At 72.5% G+C, this 19255-nt stretch carries 20 protein-coding genes; 14 read left to right on the forward strand and 6 right to left on the reverse strand.

Annotated elements, in window-relative coordinates:
• The gene (locus tag OG553_RS27445) at positions 1–540 is read left to right on the forward strand and encodes an arginine repressor (RefSeq protein ID WP_007263124.1); all 540 of its coding nucleotides are present in this window, start codon (positions 1–3) and stop codon (positions 538–540) included.
• Positions 541–564: 24 nt separating this feature from the next.
• Here OG553_RS27445 and OG553_RS27450 read toward each other — a convergent pair whose 3' ends face one another.
• Entirely contained in the window at positions 565–1251 is a 687-nt protein-coding gene (locus tag OG553_RS27450) for a L,D-transpeptidase (RefSeq protein WP_405983155.1), read from the reverse strand.
• Positions 1252–1312: 61 nt separating this feature from the next.
• The gene (locus OG553_RS27455) at positions 1313–2815 is read right to left on the reverse strand and encodes a hypothetical protein (RefSeq protein WP_405981529.1); all 1503 of its coding nucleotides are present in this window, start codon (positions 2813–2815) and stop codon (positions 1313–1315) included.
• A 259-nt stretch (positions 2816–3074) separates the two neighbouring features.
• On the opposite strand from OG553_RS27455, the gene argH reads away from it, so the two are divergent.
• A complete protein-coding gene (argH, locus tag OG553_RS27460) occupies positions 3075–4502 on the forward strand; it encodes an argininosuccinate lyase (protein ID WP_405981530.1) in 1428 nt (475 codons plus the stop codon).
• 97 nt (positions 4503–4599) lie between these two features.
• Here argH and OG553_RS27465 read toward each other — a convergent pair whose 3' ends face one another.
• The gene (locus tag OG553_RS27465; protein WP_405981531.1) at positions 4600–5100 is read right to left on the reverse strand and encodes an HAD domain-containing protein; all 501 of its coding nucleotides are present in this window, start codon (positions 5098–5100) and stop codon (positions 4600–4602) included.
• A 101-nt stretch (positions 5101–5201) separates the two neighbouring features.
• Here OG553_RS27465 and OG553_RS27470 point away from each other — a divergent pair, with 101 nt between their 5' ends.
• The 3 genes from OG553_RS27470 to OG553_RS27480 all read left to right on the forward strand — a co-directional run bounded on the left by OG553_RS27470 (position 5202) and on the right by OG553_RS27480 (position 8858).
• The gene (locus tag OG553_RS27470; RefSeq protein ID WP_405981532.1) at positions 5202–5750 is read left to right on the forward strand and encodes a TetR/AcrR family transcriptional regulator; all 549 of its coding nucleotides are present in this window, start codon (positions 5202–5204) and stop codon (positions 5748–5750) included.
• A complete protein-coding gene (locus tag OG553_RS27475; protein ID WP_405981533.1) occupies positions 5750–7294 on the forward strand; it encodes an MFS transporter in 1545 nt (514 codons plus the stop codon). Before OG553_RS27470 ends, OG553_RS27475 begins: the two co-directional genes overlap by 1 nt.
• Before the next feature lie 88 nt (positions 7295–7382).
• Positions 7383–8858, forward strand: coding sequence for a membrane-associated oxidoreductase (locus OG553_RS27480; RefSeq protein WP_405981534.1), 1476 nt, complete (start codon positions 7383–7385; stop codon positions 8856–8858).
• 9 nt (positions 8859–8867) lie between these two features.
• On the opposite strand, the gene OG553_RS27485 is transcribed toward OG553_RS27480, so the two are convergent.
• Positions 8868–9488 carry a lysophospholipid acyltransferase family protein gene (locus OG553_RS27485; RefSeq protein WP_405983156.1) on the reverse strand — a complete coding sequence of 207 codons (621 nt, stop codon included), beginning with the start codon at positions 9486–9488 and terminating at the stop codon, positions 8868–8870.
• Between the two features lie 312 nt (positions 9489–9800).
• Between OG553_RS27485 and OG553_RS27490 the strand changes: the two genes are divergently transcribed.
• The 3 genes from OG553_RS27490 to OG553_RS27500 all read left to right on the forward strand — a co-directional run bounded on the left by OG553_RS27490 (position 9801) and on the right by OG553_RS27500 (position 12118).
• The gene (locus OG553_RS27490) at positions 9801–10979 is read left to right on the forward strand and encodes a glycerophosphodiester phosphodiesterase (protein WP_405981535.1); all 1179 of its coding nucleotides are present in this window, start codon (positions 9801–9803) and stop codon (positions 10977–10979) included.
• Between the two features lie 73 nt (positions 10980–11052).
• On the forward strand, positions 11053–11577 hold the full coding sequence (locus OG553_RS27495; protein ID WP_405981536.1) for a sigma-70 family RNA polymerase sigma factor: 525 nt from the start codon (positions 11053–11055) through the stop codon (positions 11575–11577).
• A 37-nt stretch (positions 11578–11614) separates the two neighbouring features.
• Positions 11615–12118 (forward strand): GNAT family N-acetyltransferase, encoded by a 504-nt coding sequence (locus OG553_RS27500; RefSeq protein ID WP_405981537.1) that lies wholly within the window; start codon positions 11615–11617, stop codon positions 12116–12118.
• An 88-nt stretch (positions 12119–12206) separates the two neighbouring features.
• Here the strand turns inward: OG553_RS27500 and OG553_RS27505 are convergent, their stop codons facing one another.
• Complete coding sequence (locus OG553_RS27505; protein WP_405981538.1) at positions 12207–12623, reverse strand: hypothetical protein; 417 nt, start codon at positions 12621–12623, stop codon at positions 12207–12209.
• Positions 12616–12981, reverse strand: a complete 366-nt coding sequence (locus OG553_RS27510) for a hypothetical protein (RefSeq protein WP_405981539.1) — start codon at positions 12979–12981, stop codon at positions 12616–12618. Before OG553_RS27510 ends, OG553_RS27505 begins: the two co-directional genes overlap by 8 nt.
• A gap of 68 nt (positions 12982–13049) precedes the next feature.
• On the opposite strand from OG553_RS27510, the gene OG553_RS27515 reads away from it, so the two are divergent.
• From OG553_RS27515 to cbiE, 6 genes are all read left to right on the forward strand, one after another.
• On the forward strand, positions 13050–13703 hold the full coding sequence (locus tag OG553_RS27515) for an HAD-IA family hydrolase (protein ID WP_405981540.1): 654 nt from the start codon (positions 13050–13052) through the stop codon (positions 13701–13703).
• A 406-nt stretch (positions 13704–14109) separates the two neighbouring features.
• Entirely contained in the window at positions 14110–15165 is a 1056-nt protein-coding gene (locus OG553_RS27520) for a methionine ABC transporter ATP-binding protein (RefSeq protein ID WP_405981541.1), read from the forward strand.
• Positions 15162–15830: a methionine ABC transporter permease gene (locus OG553_RS27525; protein WP_405981542.1), complete on the forward strand. Its 669-nt coding sequence runs from the start codon at positions 15162–15164 to the stop codon at positions 15828–15830. The genes OG553_RS27520 and OG553_RS27525 overlap by 4 nt, the downstream gene beginning before the upstream one ends.
• Positions 15831–15936: 106 nt before the next feature.
• A complete protein-coding gene (locus OG553_RS27530) occupies positions 15937–16803 on the forward strand; it encodes a MetQ/NlpA family ABC transporter substrate-binding protein (RefSeq protein WP_405981543.1) in 867 nt (288 codons plus the stop codon).
• A 248-nt stretch (positions 16804–17051) separates the two neighbouring features.
• A complete protein-coding gene (locus OG553_RS27535; RefSeq protein ID WP_405981544.1) occupies positions 17052–17768 on the forward strand; it encodes a GNAT family N-acetyltransferase in 717 nt (238 codons plus the stop codon).
• A 124-nt stretch (positions 17769–17892) separates the two neighbouring features.
• Positions 17893–19113 carry a precorrin-6y C5,15-methyltransferase (decarboxylating) subunit CbiE gene (gene cbiE, locus OG553_RS27540; RefSeq protein WP_405981545.1) on the forward strand — a complete coding sequence of 407 codons (1221 nt, stop codon included), beginning with the start codon at positions 17893–17895 and terminating at the stop codon, positions 19111–19113.
• The last annotated feature ends 142 nt before the right edge of the window (positions 19114–19255 follow it).

The following is a 19255-nucleotide window of genomic DNA, read 5'->3' on the forward strand; positions in this document are numbered from 1 at the left end:
ATGAGCCAGGCGCAGGAACCCGAGCAGAACGGCGGCCCCTCCGTTCCGCAGACCCGCACCGCCCGCCACCGCCGGATCGTGGACATCCTCAACCGGCAGCCGGTCCGCTCCCAGAGCCAGCTGGCCAAACTGCTCGCCGACGACGGGCTGAGCGTCACCCAGGCGACGCTCTCCCGCGACCTCGACGAGCTGGGCGCGGTCAAGATCCGCAACACCGGCGGCGAGCTGATCTACGCGGTCCCCAGCGAGGGCGGCTTCCGCACCCCGCAGGCCCCGCTCGGCGAGTCGGCCAAGGAGGAGCGCATGCGGCGCCTCTCCGGTGAACTGCTGATCTCGGCGGAGGCCTCCGCGAACCTCGTCGTCCTGCGCACCCCGCCCGGCGCGGCCCAGTTCCTCGCCTCGGCGATCGACCAGGCCGAACTCCACGCCATCCTCGGCACCATCGCCGGCGACGACACCCTCATGCTCATCAGCCGCGACCCGGCCGGCGGCCAGGCCCTGGCCGACCACCTGCTGCGCCTGGCGCAGAAGGAGGGCTAGGGGCCGCCCCGTTCCGGCGGGTCTTCAGTACCGGGTCACGGCCAGGGGGCCGGTCTCCGTGCCGATCGCGATGTGCGGGCGGCGGCGGGGGTCGGCCCAGCGGAGCAGCTCGCGCATGGCGGCGCGGGGGACGGAGACGCAGCCGGCCGTGGCGCCCCTGCCGTTCACGTGAAGGAAGATGCCCGCGCCCCGGCCGCGCACCGGCTCCTCGTAGTTGAAGCCGATGACCAGGGCGTGCGCGTACTGCCGCTCGTACGTCACCAGGTGCTCGGACTCGCCCGGCGCGCAGTCGGCGGGCAGCGGCTCCGTCCAGCGGTTGTAGGCGGCCGAGGCGTTGTCCTGGCACCACCACGAACGGTCCGTCACCCGCCGGTACCGGTACGCCGTTCCGGCCGGCGCGTGCGCGATGCCGAAGGCGTACGGCAGCCCGTACAGGCCCGCCGGGGTGGTGTCCGTGCCCTGGACCCGGGTCGTGCCCTCGGTCAGGCCGTTCGCCCCGAAGCGGGCCGGCGCGCTGCCCGCCTCGAACCAGCGGCCCGCGCGCCGGTCCCACCAGGTCAGCACCCCGGTCGTGGAGCCGGGCGCGGGGGCGACGGCGGTGATCAGCTGGCTGCCGCCGCCGGTGTCGGCGAGGCGGGCGGGCAGCGGGTCGGGGCCGTACGGGAAGAGCCCGGCGAGGATCAGCGAGCCCGTGATCAGGGCGGTACGCAGCACACCCCAGACGGTACGGCCGGCGGGCGCGGGCGCCGCGCAGGCAGGCCGCGCGGCGGTGTCACAGCAGCCGCAGCCGGCGCACGTCCAGGACCCCGGCCGCCCGCGCCAGCAGCGCGCCGAGCTCCGCCCGGTGCGCCTCCCCCTCGCCGAGGGTGCTGAGCCAGTTCCAGTTGATCACGACGCTCCGCGCGTACGGGCCGGCCTCCGGGTCCGTCATCATGGCGACGGAGGCCCGCAGTTCGGCGCTCCCGCCCCGGCCGCGCAGCAGCCGGAACGCCGCCCTTCTGGTGTGCGGCGGCCACTCGGGGCCGGTCCGGTCGGCCAGCGCGGCGGCGTCCAGCCGTTCGGCCACGCGGAGCAGGCCGAGCGCGGCCTCGCGGGACACCGATGCGGACGGGTCCTCCAGCAGCGCGAGCAGCACCGCGTCCTCGACGACGAGGCCCAGCCTCCGCAGCGCGGCCAGGGCGGCGGCCCGCACCGCGCCGTCGGGGTCGTGCAGCAGGGGGTACAGCAGCGGCCCGTCGGCCTGTTCGGCCACCTCGCGGAAGCCCTTCACCGCGTACCCGCTCACCCGCTCCGGGTCCGTGACGAGCTCGCAGTAGTACGCGTACGGGTCGCCGCCGTCCTGGCCCAGCAGCCAGCGGGCGCAGGCCCGCACCTGACCGGCCCGGTCCGTCAGGTGGTCCACCGCCTCGGCCGCCCGCCCGGCCCGGCGCAGCGCGGTGACCCCGGCGGCCCGCACCGGCGCGAAGCGGGAGCCGAGCAGGGCGTCCACGGCCCCGTCGTCCGGCCCGTCCGCGGCCATCGCCGCCAGTGCGGCGTCGGTCCACGTCCGGCCGGTCACCGGATCGTGCTCGGTGGCGGCCCGCCGGGCGAGCTCCCGTGCGCCGTACTGCCCGCAGGCGGAGGCGACCCGGGCCGCGAAGCGGCGCGTCGGCCGGTCGGCGCTGCCCGCCAGTCGCTCGAACATGCCCTCGCGCTGCCGGGCGGTCAGCGAGTTCCAGCTCCAGGTCGTCGAGGCCAGCCCGGGGCGCCACCACGCGGCGAGGAGGGAGTACCGGCCGCTCAGGGCGGCCTCCAGCTGCTCCACCGCCCAGCCTCCGTGCTCGCGCCCGCCCAGCCGCAGGGCGAGCGGGACGAGTGCCGTGAGCACGTGGGCGGGGTCGTCGGCCATCGGCAGGTTCAGCGCCCGGCGGGCCCGGTCCCGGTTGCGGACGGGGTGCTGGGCCACCACCCGGCCCAGCACCCTGCGGGCGCGCTCGCGGACCTGCGGCACCCGGTCGGCGCACCGGACGAGGACGAGCTGGATCGGCGGCCTGCGCCACGCGGCGAGCGCGGCCTCGCGCACCCGCCCGTCGGCGTGGCACAACCGGACTTCCAGGCGGTCGGCGCCCTCCAGGCCGCCGGGGGACCGCGTCAGCCGGCGCACCTCCTCGTCGAAGGCGATCCAGGCCTCCGGGCCGTTGCCCAGGAGCCGGCCGGCGACCGGCGCGGCGTCCCCCTCCAGCAGGCCCCCGGCCACGCCGCGTCCCCACGAGGCGTTCTCGGCCGCGCTCCACATGTGCCCTCCCCGGTTCGTCTGCGCCCGATCGTAGGCGGCCGCTCCCGGCCCGCGCGCCTCGATATACGGGCTGGTCAGCGGTGGGGGACCGAAGCTCGATTGACGAAACATACGGAGGAGTGCATAGTTATGCCAACACCCCGGCCGGTCGTGCGTCGCATCGCGCCGTGAATCGTTTGACGCTGTACCGAGACGGCCTCCCCGCTTCCTGCGCGGCGGGGAGACCGTCGCACCACCACCCTCATGAGGAGCAGTAGCTGTGAGCAGCAACAACGGTGACGTCCGGCTCTGGGGCGGCCGGTTCGCCGACGGCCCGTCCGAGGCCCTCGCGAAGCTGTCCGCGTCGGTCCACTTCGACTGGCGCCTCGCGCCGTACGACATCGCCGGCTCGCGCGCCCACGCCCGCGTCCTCGCCAAGGCGGGCCTGCTCACGGCCGAGGAACTCGACCGGATGATCGCGGGCCTGGACCAGCTGGAGGCGGCCGTCGGCGACGGCTCCTTCACCGGCACCATCGCCGACGAGGACGTGCACACCGCCCTGGAGCGGGGCCTGCTGGAGCGCCTCGGCCCCGACCTCGGCGGCAAGCTGCGCGCCGGCCGCTCCCGCAACGACCAGGTGGCCACCCTGTTCCGGATGTACCTGCGCGACCACGCGCGGATCATCGGCGGACTGGTCGCCGACCTCCAGGACGCCCTGGTCGGCCTCGCCGAGGCGCACCCGGACGTGGCCATGCCGGGCCGGACCCACCTCCAGCACGCGCAGCCCGTCCTGTTCGCCCACCACGTGCTGGCCCACGTGCAGTCCCTGTCCCGGGACGCGGAGCGGCTGCGCCAGTGGGACACCCGGACCGCGGTCTCCCCGTACGGCTCGGGCGCCCTGGCCGGCTCCTCGCTCGGCCTGGACCCGGAGGCGGTCGCGGCCGATCTGGGCTTCGAGCGCGGCTCGGTCGGCAACTCGATCGACGGCACGGCCTCGCGCGACTTCGTCGCCGAGTTCGCGTTCGTCACGGCGATGATCGGGATCAACCTGTCCCGGATCGCCGAGGAGATCATCCTGTGGAACACGAAGGAGTTCTCCTTCGTCACCCTCCACGACGCCTTCTCCACCGGCTCGTCGATCATGCCGCAGAAGAAGAACCCGGACATCGCGGAGCTGGCGCGCGGCAAGTCGGGCCGCCTCATCGGCAACCTGACCGGACTGCTGGCCACCCTCAAGGCGCTGCCCCTGGCCTACAACCGGGACCTCCAGGAGGACAAGGAGCCGGTCTTCGACTCCTGCGACACCCTCGAAGTCCTGCTGCCGGCCTTCACCGGGATGATGGCCACCCTCACGGTCAACCGGGAGCGGATGGAGGAGCTGGCCCCGGCGGGCTTCTCGCTCGCCACCGACATCGCCGAGTGGCTGGTCAAGCAGGGCGTGCCCTTCCGGGTGGCGCACGAGGTCGCGGGCGAGTGCGTCAAGGAGTGCGAGGGGCTCGGCATCGAGCTGGACGAGCTCACGGACGAGCAGTTCGCGAAGATCTCGGAGCACCTGACCCCCGAGGTCCGCACCGTCCTCAACGTCCCCGGCGCGCTGGCCTCCCGCAACGGCCGCGGCGGTACCGCCCCCTCGGCGGTCGCGGTCCAGCTCACCGAGCTGAAGGCCGACCTGGTCATCCAGCACGCCTGGGCCGTCCACAAGCAGTAGCCGCACGGCCCGGAGGGGCGGTACGGGCCAGGGGCCCGTACCGCCCCTCCGGCGTGTCCGGCCCCTCCGGCGCGCCCGGGGGCGCCGCCGTCCGCCGCTACGCGGCCCAGTCGGCCAGCGCGTCGAAGTCCGCGCGGGTCAGGCCGATCCGCTCGTCCACGTACATCAGCAGGGCGTGCGCCGGGTGGTGCCGGTCGACGTACTCGTGGTCCATGGCGGTGATGTCGTCGTCGATCCAGGCGAAGGGCCGCGCGCCCGCGTACTCCAGGACGTACTGCGTCTTCCAGAAGGTGCCGCGCGGCGCCCGGCCGTGCATCACCGGCCAGTCGATGAAGGGGAGCCTCGGCAGTCCCAGGTGCGGTCCTATCCAGTCGTTCGCCTCGTCCTTCCAGGTGGTGGCCCAGACCAGGTCGTACGCGTCCGCCAGCGCGAGCAGCTCCGCGCCGTGGCCGTGGTTCAGCCAGACCCGCAGCGGCTTGCCGTCGGTGAAGCCGGTGGGCCGCATCCGGTGGGTGGTGTAGCCCTCGGGCCGGCGCTGGGCCTTGGCCGCGTACGGGTTGAGGGGGCCGTCGACGTCGATCAGCAGCAGTGGCTTCATGGCTCCAGGTTTCCTCTCGGGCCGCCCCTCGGGCAGCTCATTTTTCTTGATCCACTCGAATGAGTGAGACGTCAACGTCTCATTCGGGTTATGCTTGTCTCATGGCCATGGACCGTGACCAGGTGCTCCGCGACGCGGCGGCCCTGCTTTCCCGCAAGTCGACCGCGACGATGGACGAGGTCGCCCGCGCGGCCGGCATCGGCCGCGCCACCCTGCACCGGCACTTCGCCGGACGCGACGCCCTCGTGCGCGCCCTCGAAGACCTCGGCATCCGCGAGTTCGAGGGCGCCTTCGACCGGGCCCGCCTCGACGAGGGGACCGCCGTGGACGCCATCAGGCGCCTGATCGCCGAGACCGAGCCCAACGCCCAGCTGCTGGCCTTCCTCGTCACCGAGAACCAGCTCTTCGAGGGCGACCAGGTCAACGAGGGCTGGGCCCGCCTCGACGCCCGCGTCAACGCGCTCTTCAAGCGCGGACAGCAGGAGGGCGACATCCGCATCGACCTGAGCCCCGCATGGCTCACCGAGGCCCTCTACGGCCTCGTCGGGAGCTGTGCCTGGGCCGTCATGGACGGCCGGGTCGCGGCCAAGGACTTCCAGTACATGATCACCGAGTTGCTGCTCGGTGGCGCACGACGGAGTGTGGAGTGATGAGCCGAACCGAACAGCTGCACCGGCGGACGGGGACGGAGGAGAAGAGCAGGGGGCGCTGGCTCGCCCTCTCCGTGCTCGTCCTGGCCGTCCTGCTGGTCGCGGTCGACGCCACCGTACTCGGCCTCGCGACCCCCTCCCTCAGCGAGGACCTCAAGCCGTCCGGCACCCAGCTGCTGTGGATCGGCGACATCTACTCCTTCGTCATCGCCGGCCTGCTCGTCTCCATGGGCTCCCTCGGCGACCGCATCGGCCGCAAGAAGCTCCTCCTCACCGGCGCCGCCGCCTTCGGAGCCGTCTCGGTCCTGAACGCCTACGCGACCAGCCCCGAGATGATGATCGTCGCCCGCGCCCTGCTCGGCGTGGCCGGTGCCACCCTCATGCCGTCCACCCTCGCGCTGATCCGCAACATCTTCCACGACCCGCGCGAACGCAGCCTCGCCATCGGCATCTGGGGCGCCACCGCCTCCGCCGGCGCGGCCGTCGGCCCCGTCGTCGGCGGAGCCCTGCTCCAGCACTTCTGGTGGGGCTCGGTCTTCCTCATCAACCTCCCGGTGATGATCGCCCTGGTCCTCGTCGGCATCCGGCTGCTGCCCGAGTCCAAGAACCCCGTCGCGGGTCCCTGGGACCTGTTCAGCGTCGCCCTGTCCCTCGTCGGCGTCATCGGCGTCGTCTACGCCGTCAAGGAAGCCGCCACCCACGGTGCCACCCCCGGCGTCTGGATCGCCGCCGCCCTCGGAGCCGCCTGCCTCTACGGCTTCGTGCGCCGCCAGTTCACCCTCGCCTCGCCGCTGCTCGACATGCGGCTCTTCAAGCACCGCGGCTTCTCCGGCGCGGTCCTCGCCGACCTGCTGACCGTCTTCGGCCTGTCCGGACTCGTCTTCTTCCTCTCCCAGTTCTTCCAGCTGGTCCAGGGCCGCGACCCGCTGGAAGCCGGACTCGCCGAACTGCCCGCCGCCATCGGCGCGGTGGCCACCGGCCTGGTCGCGGGCAAGTACGCCCGCAAGTACTCCGTACGCGTCATCGTCACCGGCGGACTCGCCGCCATAGGCCTGGCCCTCGCGGCCCTCACCGTCATCCACCGCGAGACCGGCTACCCGCTGCTCGGGGCCGCCCTGCTCGTCGTCGGCCTCGGCGCGGGCTTCTCCTTCACCGTCACCGCCGACGTCATCCTCTCCAGCGTCCCCAAGGAGCAGGCGGGTTCGGCCTCCGCCGTCTCCGAGACCGCGTACGAACTCGGCGCCGCCCTCGGCATCGCCCTGCTCGGCTCCGTCGTCACCGGCGTCTACCAGGGCTTCACCGCCCCGGCCTCGGTCCCCGCCCCGGTCGCCGACGCCGCGCACGAATCGCTCGGCGGCGCCGTGGAGGCCGCCCGCGCCCTCGACCCGGCCACCGCCCACACCATGGTCAGCGCGGCCCAGGACGCCTTCGTGGACGGCCTGCGGCTCGCCTCCGGCGTCGGCGCCGCCGTCCTGCTGGCCACCGCCGCGGCCGCCTGGTTCCTCCTCAAGGGCCAGGAACTCCAGGAGGGCGTGGAGCACTGACGCCCCGCCAGGCGGTGGTGTCCCCGGGCGTCCCGGCCGGACCGTGCGGAATTGACAGTCCGTCGGGCCCCGGGACACCATCCCGGCGATGGAGATCAACGACCTGACCCCGGCCGAACGCCGCGTCGTCGACGCCTTCCCGCGCGGCGAGGCCGTCGACTTCCGCACGGACCCCGCCGAGACCTCCCACGAGGGAGCAGCCTGGGGCCCCGGACGCACCGTCCGCGCCGAAGTGCTGCGCAACCTCCTCGTCGGGGGCGAGGCCGAAGAGGGCCACGTCGCCGGAATCAAGCTCTACGGGGCGAGGATCACCGGCAAGCTCGACCTCAAGTACGCGGTCGTGGACCACCCGATCCGCATGCGGTCCTGCTGGTTCGAACGCAAACCCATGATGTACGGCGCCCAGCTGCGCGCCCTCGTCCTCGGCGACTCCACCCTGCCCGGCCTGACCGCCGCCACCGTCCGCGTCGAGATCGTGCTCAGGCTCTCCGGCTGCCGCATCGACGGCCCCGTCCGCCTCGCGGGTGCCAGGATCGCCGGCGGGCTCTTCCTCCAGGGCGCCGTCATCCGGCAGGGCACCCAGCCCGACGAGGCCGACGAGCCGCCGCTCCAGCTCAACCACGCGGAAATAGGCACGGACATCATGGCCGACGGGCTCACCGTCCACGGCCAGTTCCGCATCAACGGCGCCGGCATCGCCGGCCAGATCAGCCTCGACGACGCCCGGCTCGTCAACCCCGGCGGCATCGCCCTGCACGCCGAGACCCTCGTGGTCGGCACCGACCTGCGAGGCCACCGGCTGCACGCCGAGGGCATGGTCAACCTCACCGGCGCCCGGATCCCCGGCCAGGCCATACTGACCCGCGCCCGCCTGTCCAACCCCGGCGGCGTGGCCCTGCGCGCCAGCTCCGCCGTCATGGGGGAGTTCTGGCTGCGCAAGTGCCCCACCATCGACGGCATCGTCAACCTGCGCCGCAGCCAGTTCGACATCCTCTGGATCGAGCCGTCCGTCTGGCCGCCCATGGTCCGCACCGACGGGCTCAGCTACCGGCTCCTCCACCCCCACCTGCCCGCCGAGGAACGGCTGCCGCTGCTGGAGCGGGAGGAGGACGGCTACCTGCCCTACGCGTACGAGCAGCTGGCCGCCGCCTACCGCACCGTCGGCGACGAGGCGGCCGCGCGCACCGCCCAGCTGGCCAAACTGCGCCGCCACCGGCGCACCCAGCCCCGGCACACCCGGCTCTGGGGCCTCCTCCAGGACGCCACCGTCGGCTACGGCTTCCGGCCCATGCGCGCCGCGGCCTGGCTGCTCGCGCTGACCCTCACCGGGACCCTCGCGTACGGGATCACCCCGCCGCGGGCGCTCAAGGCGGGGGAGGCGCCGGAGTTCAACCCGCTCTTCTACACCCTCGACCTGATGCTGCCGATCATCGGCTTCGGGCAGGAGGGCGCCTTCGCACCGGTCGGCTGGTACCAGTGGCTGTCGTACCTGCTGATCGTGACCGGCTGGATCCTCGCCACCACCACGGCGGCGGGCGTCAGCCGGTCACTCCAGCGGCAGTGAGGCCGGGGCTCAGGCGGCCTTCGCCTTGGTCGCGTACATGTCCACGTACTCCTGGCCCGACAGACGCATGACCTCGGCCATCACCGAGTCGGTCACGGCGCGCAGCACGTAGCGGTCCCGGTCCATGCCCTCGTAGCGGGAGAACTCCATCGGCTCGCCGAAGCGGATCGTGACCCGGCCCGGGCGCGGCATGCCGGCGCCGCCGGGCTGGAGCTTGTCCGTGCCGATCACCGCGAACGGGACCACCGGGGCGCCCGTCATCAGGGTCAGGCGGGCGATGCCGGTGCGGCCGCGGTAGAGCCGGCCGTCGGGGGAGCGGGTGCCCTCGGGGTAGATCCCGAAGACCTTCCCCTCCTCCAGGATCCGGCGGCCCGTCATCAGCGCGGCGACGCCGCCGTTCGCACCGTCCCGGTCCACCGGGATCATGCCGGAGCCCGTGAAGAACCACGCCATCAGACGGCCCTTGAGGCCCTTGCCGGTCACGTACTCGTCCTTGCCGATGAAGTGGACCGTGCGGTCGCACACCAGCGGCATGATCATCGAGTCGATGAAGGTCAGGTGGTTGCCCGCCAGGATCACCGGACCCGTGCCCGGGATGTTGTCGAGCCCCTCCACCTTGGTGCGGAACATCAGGCGGATGACCGGTCCGACAGTGGCCTTGATGAGCGCGGTACGGAACAACGTGAGCCCTCCGGCATCGAAAAGCGGCTTTCGCACCACACGGCGGTAGTGCAGGTGAGGACGATACTCGCGGGCCGCCCCTGTTGGCACATCGGGTTCACGAGGTGGATACGCAGTGTTGACACACGTTTCCGCCATGTTCCGGTGGAGCCCACCCCCGCGCCACCCTGCTCCGCCTACCATCGCCACGCCGATCGCGGCCTCCACGCCCCCCGGAGATCCCGGGGCCGCGGGCCCGGTCCAGGACGAGGAGTGGCACTGATGACACAGGGTGGGGCAGCGCGGCGCACGGTGCTCGGAGCCGCCGTACTGGCGGCCGGAACCGGAATCACCGGACTGGCGGCGGGAACCGCCTCCGCCGCGGCGGACGACCGCTCCGAAGGCGGCCGGGGCGACCGCGGCGGATACCGCGACCTCCCCGTCCCGCTGGTCATCGGCCACCGCGGCGCCAGCGGCTACCGGCCCGAGCACACCCTCGGCTCCTACCAGCTGGCCCTCGACCTCGGCGCCGACGTCATCGAGCAGGACCTCGTCCCCACCAAGGACGGCCACCTCGTCTGCCGCCACGAGAACGAGATCGGCGGCACCACCGACGTCGCCGACCACCCCGGGTTCGCCGGCCGGCGCACCACCAAGACCGTCGACGGGGTCTCCGTCACCGGCTGGTTCACCGAGGACTTCACCCTCGCCGAACTGAAGACCCTGCGCGCGAAGGAACGTATCCCCGCCGTCCGCCAGCGCAACACCCTCTACGACGGCCGGTGGGCGGTCCCCACCTTCGAAGAGGTGCTCCGCTGGGCCAACCGCGAGGGCCGGCTGCGCGACAAGCGCATCTGGCTGCACGTCGAGACCAAGCACCCCACCTACTTCCGGGAGCTGGGCCTCGGCCTGGAGGAACCCCTCGCCAAGCTGCTGCGCCGCTACGGGCGCGACGGGCGCGACGCCGCCGTCTTCCTCCAGTCCTTCGAGCCCTCCAGCATCCAGCGGCTCTCCCGCCTGGTGTCCGCCCCGCGCGTGGTGCTGCTCTCCGCGGCGAACACCCGCCCCTGGGACTTCGAGGCGGCCAAGGACCCCCGTACCGTCGCCGACCTCGTCAAGCCCGAGGGCCTCAAGTGGATCGCCGGCTTCGCCCAGGGCATCGGCCCCACCCTCGACCTGATCGTGCCGCGCGACACGGCCGGCAGGCTCGGCACCCCCACCACCCTCGTGCGGGACGCCCACGCCAAGGGCCTGGTGCTGCACCCCTACACCGCGCGCAACGAGAACAGCTTCCTGCCGGCCGAGTACCGCAAGGGCGCCGACCCGGCCGCCTACGGTGACGCCTTCGGCGCCTTCAAGCGGTACTTCGAACTGGGCATCGACGGCATCTTCACCGACAACCCGGACACCGGACTCCTCGCCGCGGAGGCCTTCCGCCCCGGCCGCGGCGTCAACGGCTAGGCCCCCGCGCCCGAACGGGTGGGCCGGGCCCGGCGCCGAAACCGCCCGGCCCGGCACCCGCGTCCCGCCCGGCATGGACCTGATACAGGAACCCGACCTGCTCACGGAGCTGGGCCCGCTGCTCTCCGCCGAGGCGGCCGCGGAGGCCCCGGCCGCCGGAGTGGAAGCCGCCGACCTGGAACAAGCCGTCTGGGTGCGGTTGCTGGAGCGCGGCCCGCGCGCCCCCTTCCCCGCCGGCCGCGCCCGCTGGCTGCGGCGGGCGGTGCGCGCCGAGGCCCGCCGCGCCCGGCGGCGGGCGCGGCGGGAGGTCCCGTACGGGGCGACCCCGGCGGACGCGGCCCCGGAGCCCGAGGACGCCCTGCTGCACGGCGAGGAGAACCGGGCCCTCCGATCGGCGGTCGCCCGATTGCCGGGACGGTGTCCGGAGCTGATGGACGCACTTCTGTCGCCCAGAGACATGACTTACCGTGAAATCGCAGGAGAGTTGGGTATCTCACAAGGAAGTTTGGGGCCGGTACGTTCCCGTTGCCTGGGATGTCTGCGCAGAATGCTGGCTGTCGAGGTTGCGGCTCCTGACCCTTGGGGAAAGGAGCGGTAGACCGGAGAGCTACCAGGTGAGCGGGAGGCATGCGCACATGGGCATGAGCGTGACCATTTCGGCGGCGGCCGCCGAAGACGCCGAGCAGATTTTCAAGCTGCAGTATCTGGCGTTCCAGCGGGAGGCCGAGCTGTACGGCAACTACCTCATCCAGCCCCTCACCCAGTCCCTGGACTCCCTGAAGGCGGAGCTGGCCGCGGACACCGTCCTGGTGGCCCGGCTCGGCGACGAGGTGGTGGGCACGGTGCGCGGCAGCGTCGGCGAGGACGGCACGGCGAGCATCGCCAAGCTGTGCGTGCACCCCCGCCTGCAGGGCCACGGCCTGGGCGCCCGGCTGCTGCGCGGGGTCGAGGAGGCCCTCGCCGGGCACGCCGGCACGACCCGCTTCCGCCTGCACACGGGCCACAAGAGCGAGTCCAACCTGCGGCTCTACCGCAAGGCCGGCTACGCGCAGGTCGGCAACCGCACCGCCTCCGACGGCGTGCACCTGGTCATCCTGGAGAAGGACGCCAAGGACACCGACTACGCCGTCAGCGCGTAGCGGCCGTACGGTCCGGGGGCGTTCCGCAGCGACGGCGGGACGCCCCCGGACCGTATCCGGGGTCCGGATTCCCGCGGGGCACCACGGCTCAGCGCTTGGAGCGGAGCCAGAGCATCCCGGTGACCGGCAGGATCACCGGGATGAAGAGGTAGCCCATCCCGAAGTCCGACCACACGGTCGCGTCGGGGAAGGCCTCGGGCCGCACCAGCGTCCAGGTCCCGACGGCCAGTACGCCGGCGAGTTCGACGCCGCAGCACACGAGCGCCGCCCGGCGGGCCGTCTCCCCGCCGCGCACCAGCGAGTACGTGATGAAGGCGTAGGCCACGGCGGCCGCCGCCGAGAGCGAGTACGCCAGCGGAGCACGGTCGAACTCGGTGGAGATCTGGTAGGCCGACCGCGAGAGCGCGCCGACCACCATCACCCCGTAGAGCCACACCAGCAGCAGCCCCGGACCGGAGACCAGTCGCTTGCGCCCGGCGGGCGGGGCGGTCGTCGTGTCAGGCACCGGATCCCCAGATGTCGTAGAGCCGTACTTCCAGCACGGCGAGGACGACCGCGCCCGCGGCCACCGTCACCGAACCCCACTTGGTGCGCTCGGTCAGCGAGAGCATCCCGGCCGCCGGTACCGCCGTGAAGGCGCCCAGCAGGTAGGCCACGAAGATCACCGCGCCCTGTTCGGGCTTCTCGCCCCGGGCCAGCCGGACCAGGCCGATCACCAGCTGCGCCAGGACCAGCACGGTCACCACGGCCATGCCGATGAAGTGCCAGTCCTTGGTCGGCTGGTCCCGCCATGCGGCGTGGCCGCACCAGGCGGCGAGGGCGAGTGCGGCCGCGCCGATGGCGACCGTCAGGGCGACGAGCATGCAGCGAGGGTATTACGGGCCTAAAGACCCGATGCGCCCGCCCCTCGGGCCGGGCTTTCCTGGAAGACATGAAGCTGCACGCCGAAGCCCTGCTGTTCGACAACGACGGCACCCTCGTCTCGTCCATGGAATCGGTGCACCGCTGCTGGGCCCGCTGGGCCCGGGAGTACGGCATACCGGAGGAGGAGTTCGCCCGGGTGGAGCTGCACGGCCGCCCGGCCGCCGAGATCATCGCCGAGCTGCTGCCGGAAGGCGTACGGGCGCGGGCGCTGGCCCGCGTCGAGGCCCTGGAGGTGGCCGACGTCCCCGGCGGCGTCGTCCTGCTGCCCGGCGTCAAGGAGCTGCTGAACGCCCTGCCCGCCGGCCGCTGGGCGGTGGTCACCTCGGCCACCCGCCCGCTGGCCGAGGCCCGGCTGCGGGAGGCGGGGATCGACTTCCCGGAACTGGTGACCGCCGAGGACGTCACCCGCGGCAAGCCGGACCCGGAGCCGTTCCTGCTGGCCGCGCGTCGCCTGGGCGTGGATCCGGCCCGCTGCGTGGTCTTCGAGGACGCCCCCGCCGGGCTGGCGGCCGGACGCGCGGCCGGCATGCGGACCGTGGCCTTGACCACAACGCATCCGGCCGCCGAGCTCGACGCGGAGGTGGTCGTCAGCGACCTGTCGGCCGTGTCCGCGCTGGTCGGCGAGGGTGGAATCACGGTGGAGGCGGAGCGTCTGGGGTGACTGGTTCAGTCCAATCCTGTCCGGAATGCGGCCGGATTCCGTCCGCTATCCGGACAGCATTGATCGGTGAGTCGCCATGTCTGCTTTACTGGAGCACATGACCACGACGAGCAGCCGCACCCTTGCGACCGAGGCGACGATGACGCCCGGTGCTCGTTGTATGTGTCGAATGTGCGCCTTCTGAGGGCCCCCTTCACGCAGTCCCGCGCCCCGAAGCGAGACCGGCCGAGCAACTCCGCCAGCCCAGTCGCAGCACACCGCCGACTGATCCCCGGTACGGACCGCTCCTGCCCCGCGCACGCGTCGACCCCATCGTTTTGTGACGGTCAGACCCGTATCGCGTCCCCAGATGTTTGCCCCGTGCACGGCACCCGCACCCCGTGCACTCGACAGCGACGGAAATCCTGTGATCACCACATCGGGCCTCACGAAGGTCTACCAGTCCCGTGGCCGCGAGGTCACCGCCCTGGACGGCGTCGACCTCCACGTCCGCGAGGGCGAGGTCTACGGAGTCATCGGCCAGAGCGGCGCCGGCAAGTCCTCCCTCATCCGCTGCGTGAACCTGCTGGAGCGCCCCACCAGCGGCACCGTCACCGTCGACGGGGTCGAGCTCACCGCCCTCGCCGGCCGCGGCCGCCGCGCCGGCAAGGAACTCCGCGAAGCCCGCAGCCGCATCGGCATGGTCTTCCAGCACTTCAACCTGCTGTCCTCGCGCACCGTGCAGGCCAACATCGAGCTCCCCCTGGAGATCCTCGGCGTCTCCGGCCGCGAACGCTCCCGCAAGGCCCTGGAACTCCTCGACCTCGTCGGCCTCGCCGACAAGGCCAAGGCCTACCCCACCCAGCTCTCCGGCGGCCAGAAGCAGCGCGTCGGCATCGCCCGCGCCCTGGCCGGCGACCCCAAGGTGCTCCTCTCCGACGAGGCCACCAGCGCCCTCGACCCCGAGACCACCCGCTCCATCCTCCAGCTGCTGCGCGACCTCAACCGCCAGCTCGGCCTCACCGTCCTCCTCATCACGCACGAGATGGACGTCGTGAAGACCATCTGCGACTCCGCCGCCCTGATGAAGCGGGGCCGGATCATCGAGTCCGGCACCGTCGCCGAACTGCTCGCCACCCCCGGCTCCGAGCTCGCCGGCGAACTCTTCCCGGTCAGCGGCGCCGCCACCGGCCCCGACCGCACCGTCGTCGACGTCACCTTCCACGGTGAGGCCGCCACCCAGCCGGTCATCTCCCAGCTCTCGCGCACGTACAACATCGACATCTCGATCCTCGGCGCCGCGATGGACACCGTCGCCGGCCGCCAGATCGGCCGCATGCGCATCGAACTCCCCGGCCGTTACGAGGACAACGTGGTGCCCGTCGGCTTCCTGCGCGAGCAGGGCCTCCAGGTCGACCTCGTCGACGACGACTCCGACCTCGACTCCGAGATCGCCGCACTGGTCAAGGATGGTGCCAAGTGACCTGGTCCGAGATGCAGCCCCTGCTCACCCAGGGCACCTACGACACCCTCTACATGGTGCTGTGGTCCACCCTGGTGACCGTCCTCGGCGGACTGCCCGTCGGCATCCTCCTCGTCCTCACCGACAAGGGCGGCCTCCTGCAGAACCAGCCGCTCAACAAGGTCCTCGGCGTGATCGTGAACATAGGCCGCTCGCTGCCGTTCATCATCCTGCTGATCTTCCTGATCCCGGTCACCACCGCCGTCGTCGGCACCTTCATCGGCCCCACCGCCATGATCGTCCCGCTCGCCATCGGCGCCGTCCCCTTCTTCGCCCGGCTCGTCGAGACGGCCGTCCGCGAGGTCGACCACGGCCTCATCGAGGCCGTCGAGTCCATGGGCGGCGGCATCCCCACCCTCATCGGCAAGGTCCTGCTCCCGCAGGCCCTCCCGTCCCTGGTCGCCGGCGTCACCACCACCGTGATCACCCTCGTCGGCTACTCCGCCATGGCCGGCGCCGTCGGCGGCGAAGGACTCGGCTCCAAGGCCATCACCTACGGCTTCCAGCGCTTCGAGACCGGCTTCATGTTCGCCACCGTCGCCGTCCTCATCGCCCTCGTCACGGTGATCCAGCTGATCGGCGACGGCGTGGTACGCGTCCTCGCGCGCCGCGGCCGGACAGCCTGACAGCCTGATAGACCCCACCAGACTTCCCCAAAAAGGAAAGCCCGCACTTGTCGTGCTTGGGCCACCACCCCGCGAACACCCGCGAAAAGCAAGAAAGGCACTCTTCGTGCGCAAGAACACCAAGCTCACCGCCATCGCCGCCGTCTCCGCCGCGCTCGCCCTCGGCCTCACCGCCTGCGGCAGCTCCTCGGACCCGTCCACGGCCGCCAAGACCGACGGTGGCAAGGTCGACGAGACCAAGCCCCTGGTCATCGCCGCCTCCCCGAGCCCGCACGCCGACATCCTGAACTTCGTCAAGGACAAGCTCGCGGCCAAGGACGGCCTCAAGCTGGAGGTGAAGGAGTTCACGGACTACGTCCTGCCCAACACCGCCACCGAGCAGGGCCAGGTCGACGGCAACTTCTTCCAGCACAAGCCGTACCTCGACGACTTCAACAAGAAGAACGGCACGCACATCGTGCCCGTCGTGAACGTCCACCTGGAACCCCTCGGCCTCTACTCCAAGAAGGTCAAGGCCCTCACGGACATCAAGCCCGGCCAGACCGTCGCCGTCCCCAACGACACCACCAACGAGGGCCGCGCGCTCCAGCTCCTCGCCGCCAACAAGCTCATCACCCTCAAGGACGGGGTCGGCACCAGCGCCAAGCTGTCCGACATCACCGACAAGAAGGGCCTGGAGTTCAAGGAGCTGGAGGCCGCCACGGTCCCCCGCGCCCTGAACGACGTCGACGCCGCCGTCATCAACGGCAACTACGCCCTGGAAGCCAAGCTCTCCCCGGCCAAGGACGCCCTGGTCCTGGAGAAGGCCGAGGGCAACCCGTACGCCAACTTCCTGGCCGTCAAGGAAGGCAACCAGAACGACCCGCGCATCCAGAAGCTCGCCAAGCTCCTGAACTCCGACGAGGTCAAGAAGTTCATCGAGGAGAAGTACCAGGGCTCGGTCATCCCGGCCTTCGGCACCCCCGGCGCCTGACCCAGGACCCCCTGGTAGACGCCGCGTTCCCGGCCCCGCGCACCCACCAGGGCGTGCGGGGCCGCGGGCTTCCCGGAGCCTGCCCGCTTCCGGGCAGCCCGGCCCTGCACATCCCCCGGCCGATGCTGCATGCTGTGGCCTACGACCCGCACAAACGGTCCCGCACCGGCGGTCCCGTACGAACGGCCCCGTACGAACGGTCCAGCACGAACGGTCCCGCCCCACGGTCCCCAGGCATGGAGCTGCGCATGACTACCACCTTCCCGGACGTCACCATCAGCACGGACCGGCTGGTGCTGCGCCCCTTCGAGGAGGACGACGTCACCGCGCTCGCCGAGATGATGAACGACGAGCAGGTCACCGCCTGGACCACCGCCCCGCACCCCTACACCGCCGCCGACGCCCGCGCCTGGGCCACCGTCCTCTCCCACGCCGAACGCACCGAGGGCCGCGGCATCGTCTTCGCCGTCACCGAATTCCTCACCCAGCGCCTCGTGGGCGTCGTCCACCTCCGGAACACCGACTGGCGCACCCGCACCGCCGAAGCCGGCTACGTCACCGCCCCCTGGGCCCGCGGCGAGGGCTACGCCAGCGAGTCCGTCCTGGCCGTCGCCCAGTGGCTCCTGCGCGACCGACGCTTCGAGAGACTCGAACTGCGCACCGCCGCCGACAACACCGCCTCCCAGCAGGTGGCCCAGAAGATCGGCTGCATCAGCGAAGGCGTCCTGCGCAACGTGGCGATAGTGCGAACCCAGGCCGCCGACGGCAGCTGGACCGACACCCGCACCGACCTCATCGTCTGGAGCCTGGTCCCCGAGGACCTCGACGACACCGACGAGTACGACGTGTACGAGAGCCGCCACGCCCGCCCCGGCCCCTCCGGCCGCCCCGGCCACGACGACGGCTACCCCCTGCGCCGGCGCGCCGACGCACACGGCTACGCCGTCGGCGCCGACCGGCACTGACCCGATCACCGGGTAGTCTCACCATGACCCCCCGAGACCCCCTGAAACCCGCCGATCTCCCCTGACCAGGACGAAGGCGTCGAAGGCGGTTTCCCCCACCCCCCACCCCAGGAGACCGACGACGATGGCCGACCGGGTCACGGTGATCGGATGGGACGGCTCCCCCCTGACCGCGGCCGCCCGCTCCGCGCTCTCCGCCGCCACCCTCGTGGCCGGAGCCGCCCACCACCTCGCGCTCCCCGAGATCCCGCCCGGCGCGGAACGCATCCGCCTCGGCAGCCTCGGCCTCGCCGCCCGCCGCATCGCCGGCCACCGCGGCACCGCCGTCGTCCTCGCCGACGGCGACCCCGGCTTCTTCGGCGTCGTCCGCACCCTGCGCGCCCCCGAACACGGCCTCGAAGTCGAAGTCGTCCCCGCCGTCTCCGCGGTCGCCGCCGCCTTCGCCCGCGCCGGAATGCCCTGGGACGACGCACAGGTCGTCGTCGCCCACCCCCGCACCCTGCGCCGCGCCGTCAACGTCTGCCGCGCCCACACCAAGGTCGCGGTCCTCACCTCACCCGGAGCCGGCCCCGCCGAACTCGCCCTGCTCCTCGAAGGGATCCACCGCACCTTCGTCATCTGCGAGGAACTCGGCACCGACCGCGAACGCGTCACCGTCCTCACCTCCGACGCCGCCGCCGACCACAGCTGGCGCGACCCCAACGTCGTCATCGTCATCGGCGGCGCCGGCCCCGCCCCCGCCGCCGCCGACCCCGGCTGGCTCCTGGGCCGCGGCCCCGGACCCGCCCCCGCACGCGGCTGGGCCCGCCCGCAGCCCGCCGCCGACGGACCCCGGCCCGGCGAAGGGGAGTCCGTGCAGTTGCGCGCCGCCCAGCTCGCCCGCCTCGGCCCCCGCACCGGCGACCTCGTCTGGGACATCGGAGCCGGCACCGGAGCCCTCGCCGTGGACGCCGCCGCCCACGGCGCCGCCGTCATCGCCGTCGACGCCGACCCGCGCGCCTGCGAACGCGTAACCGCCGCCGCCCGCAAGCGCGGTGTCCAGATCCAGGTGGTCTCGGGCCGCGCTCCACACGTACTGGAGAACCTCCCCGAACCCGACGTCGTCCGCGTCGGCGGCGGCGGCCCCGCCGTCATCGCCGCCGTCGCCGAACGACGCCCCGAACGGATCGTCAGCCACGCCTCCACGCGCGACGAGGCCGAGGCCATCGGACGCACCCTCACCGAACACGGGTACGCCGTCGAGTGCGCGCTGCTCCAGTCCGTCGGCCTCGACCCCCGGACCTGGGCGGAACAGGAGCGTTCCGTGGTGTTCCTGCTGGCAGGCGAACGCCCCGTGACCCGCTGACACGGAGCCCGGGGTAGGCTGGCCGATCGTCGTACCGCCCTGGTGGACGCGCGACGTGGCGCAGTCCACAGCGGACCGTGCCGGTTTCTGGCCGACACGGAGGCCGACGAGCGCGACAATGCTCAGGAGTTGTTGTGCGTGG

The sequence above is a fragment of the Streptomyces sp. NBC_00158 genome (assembly GCF_045160885.1).
Taxonomy (GTDB): Bacteria; Actinomycetota; Actinomycetes; order Streptomycetales; family Streptomycetaceae; genus Streptomyces.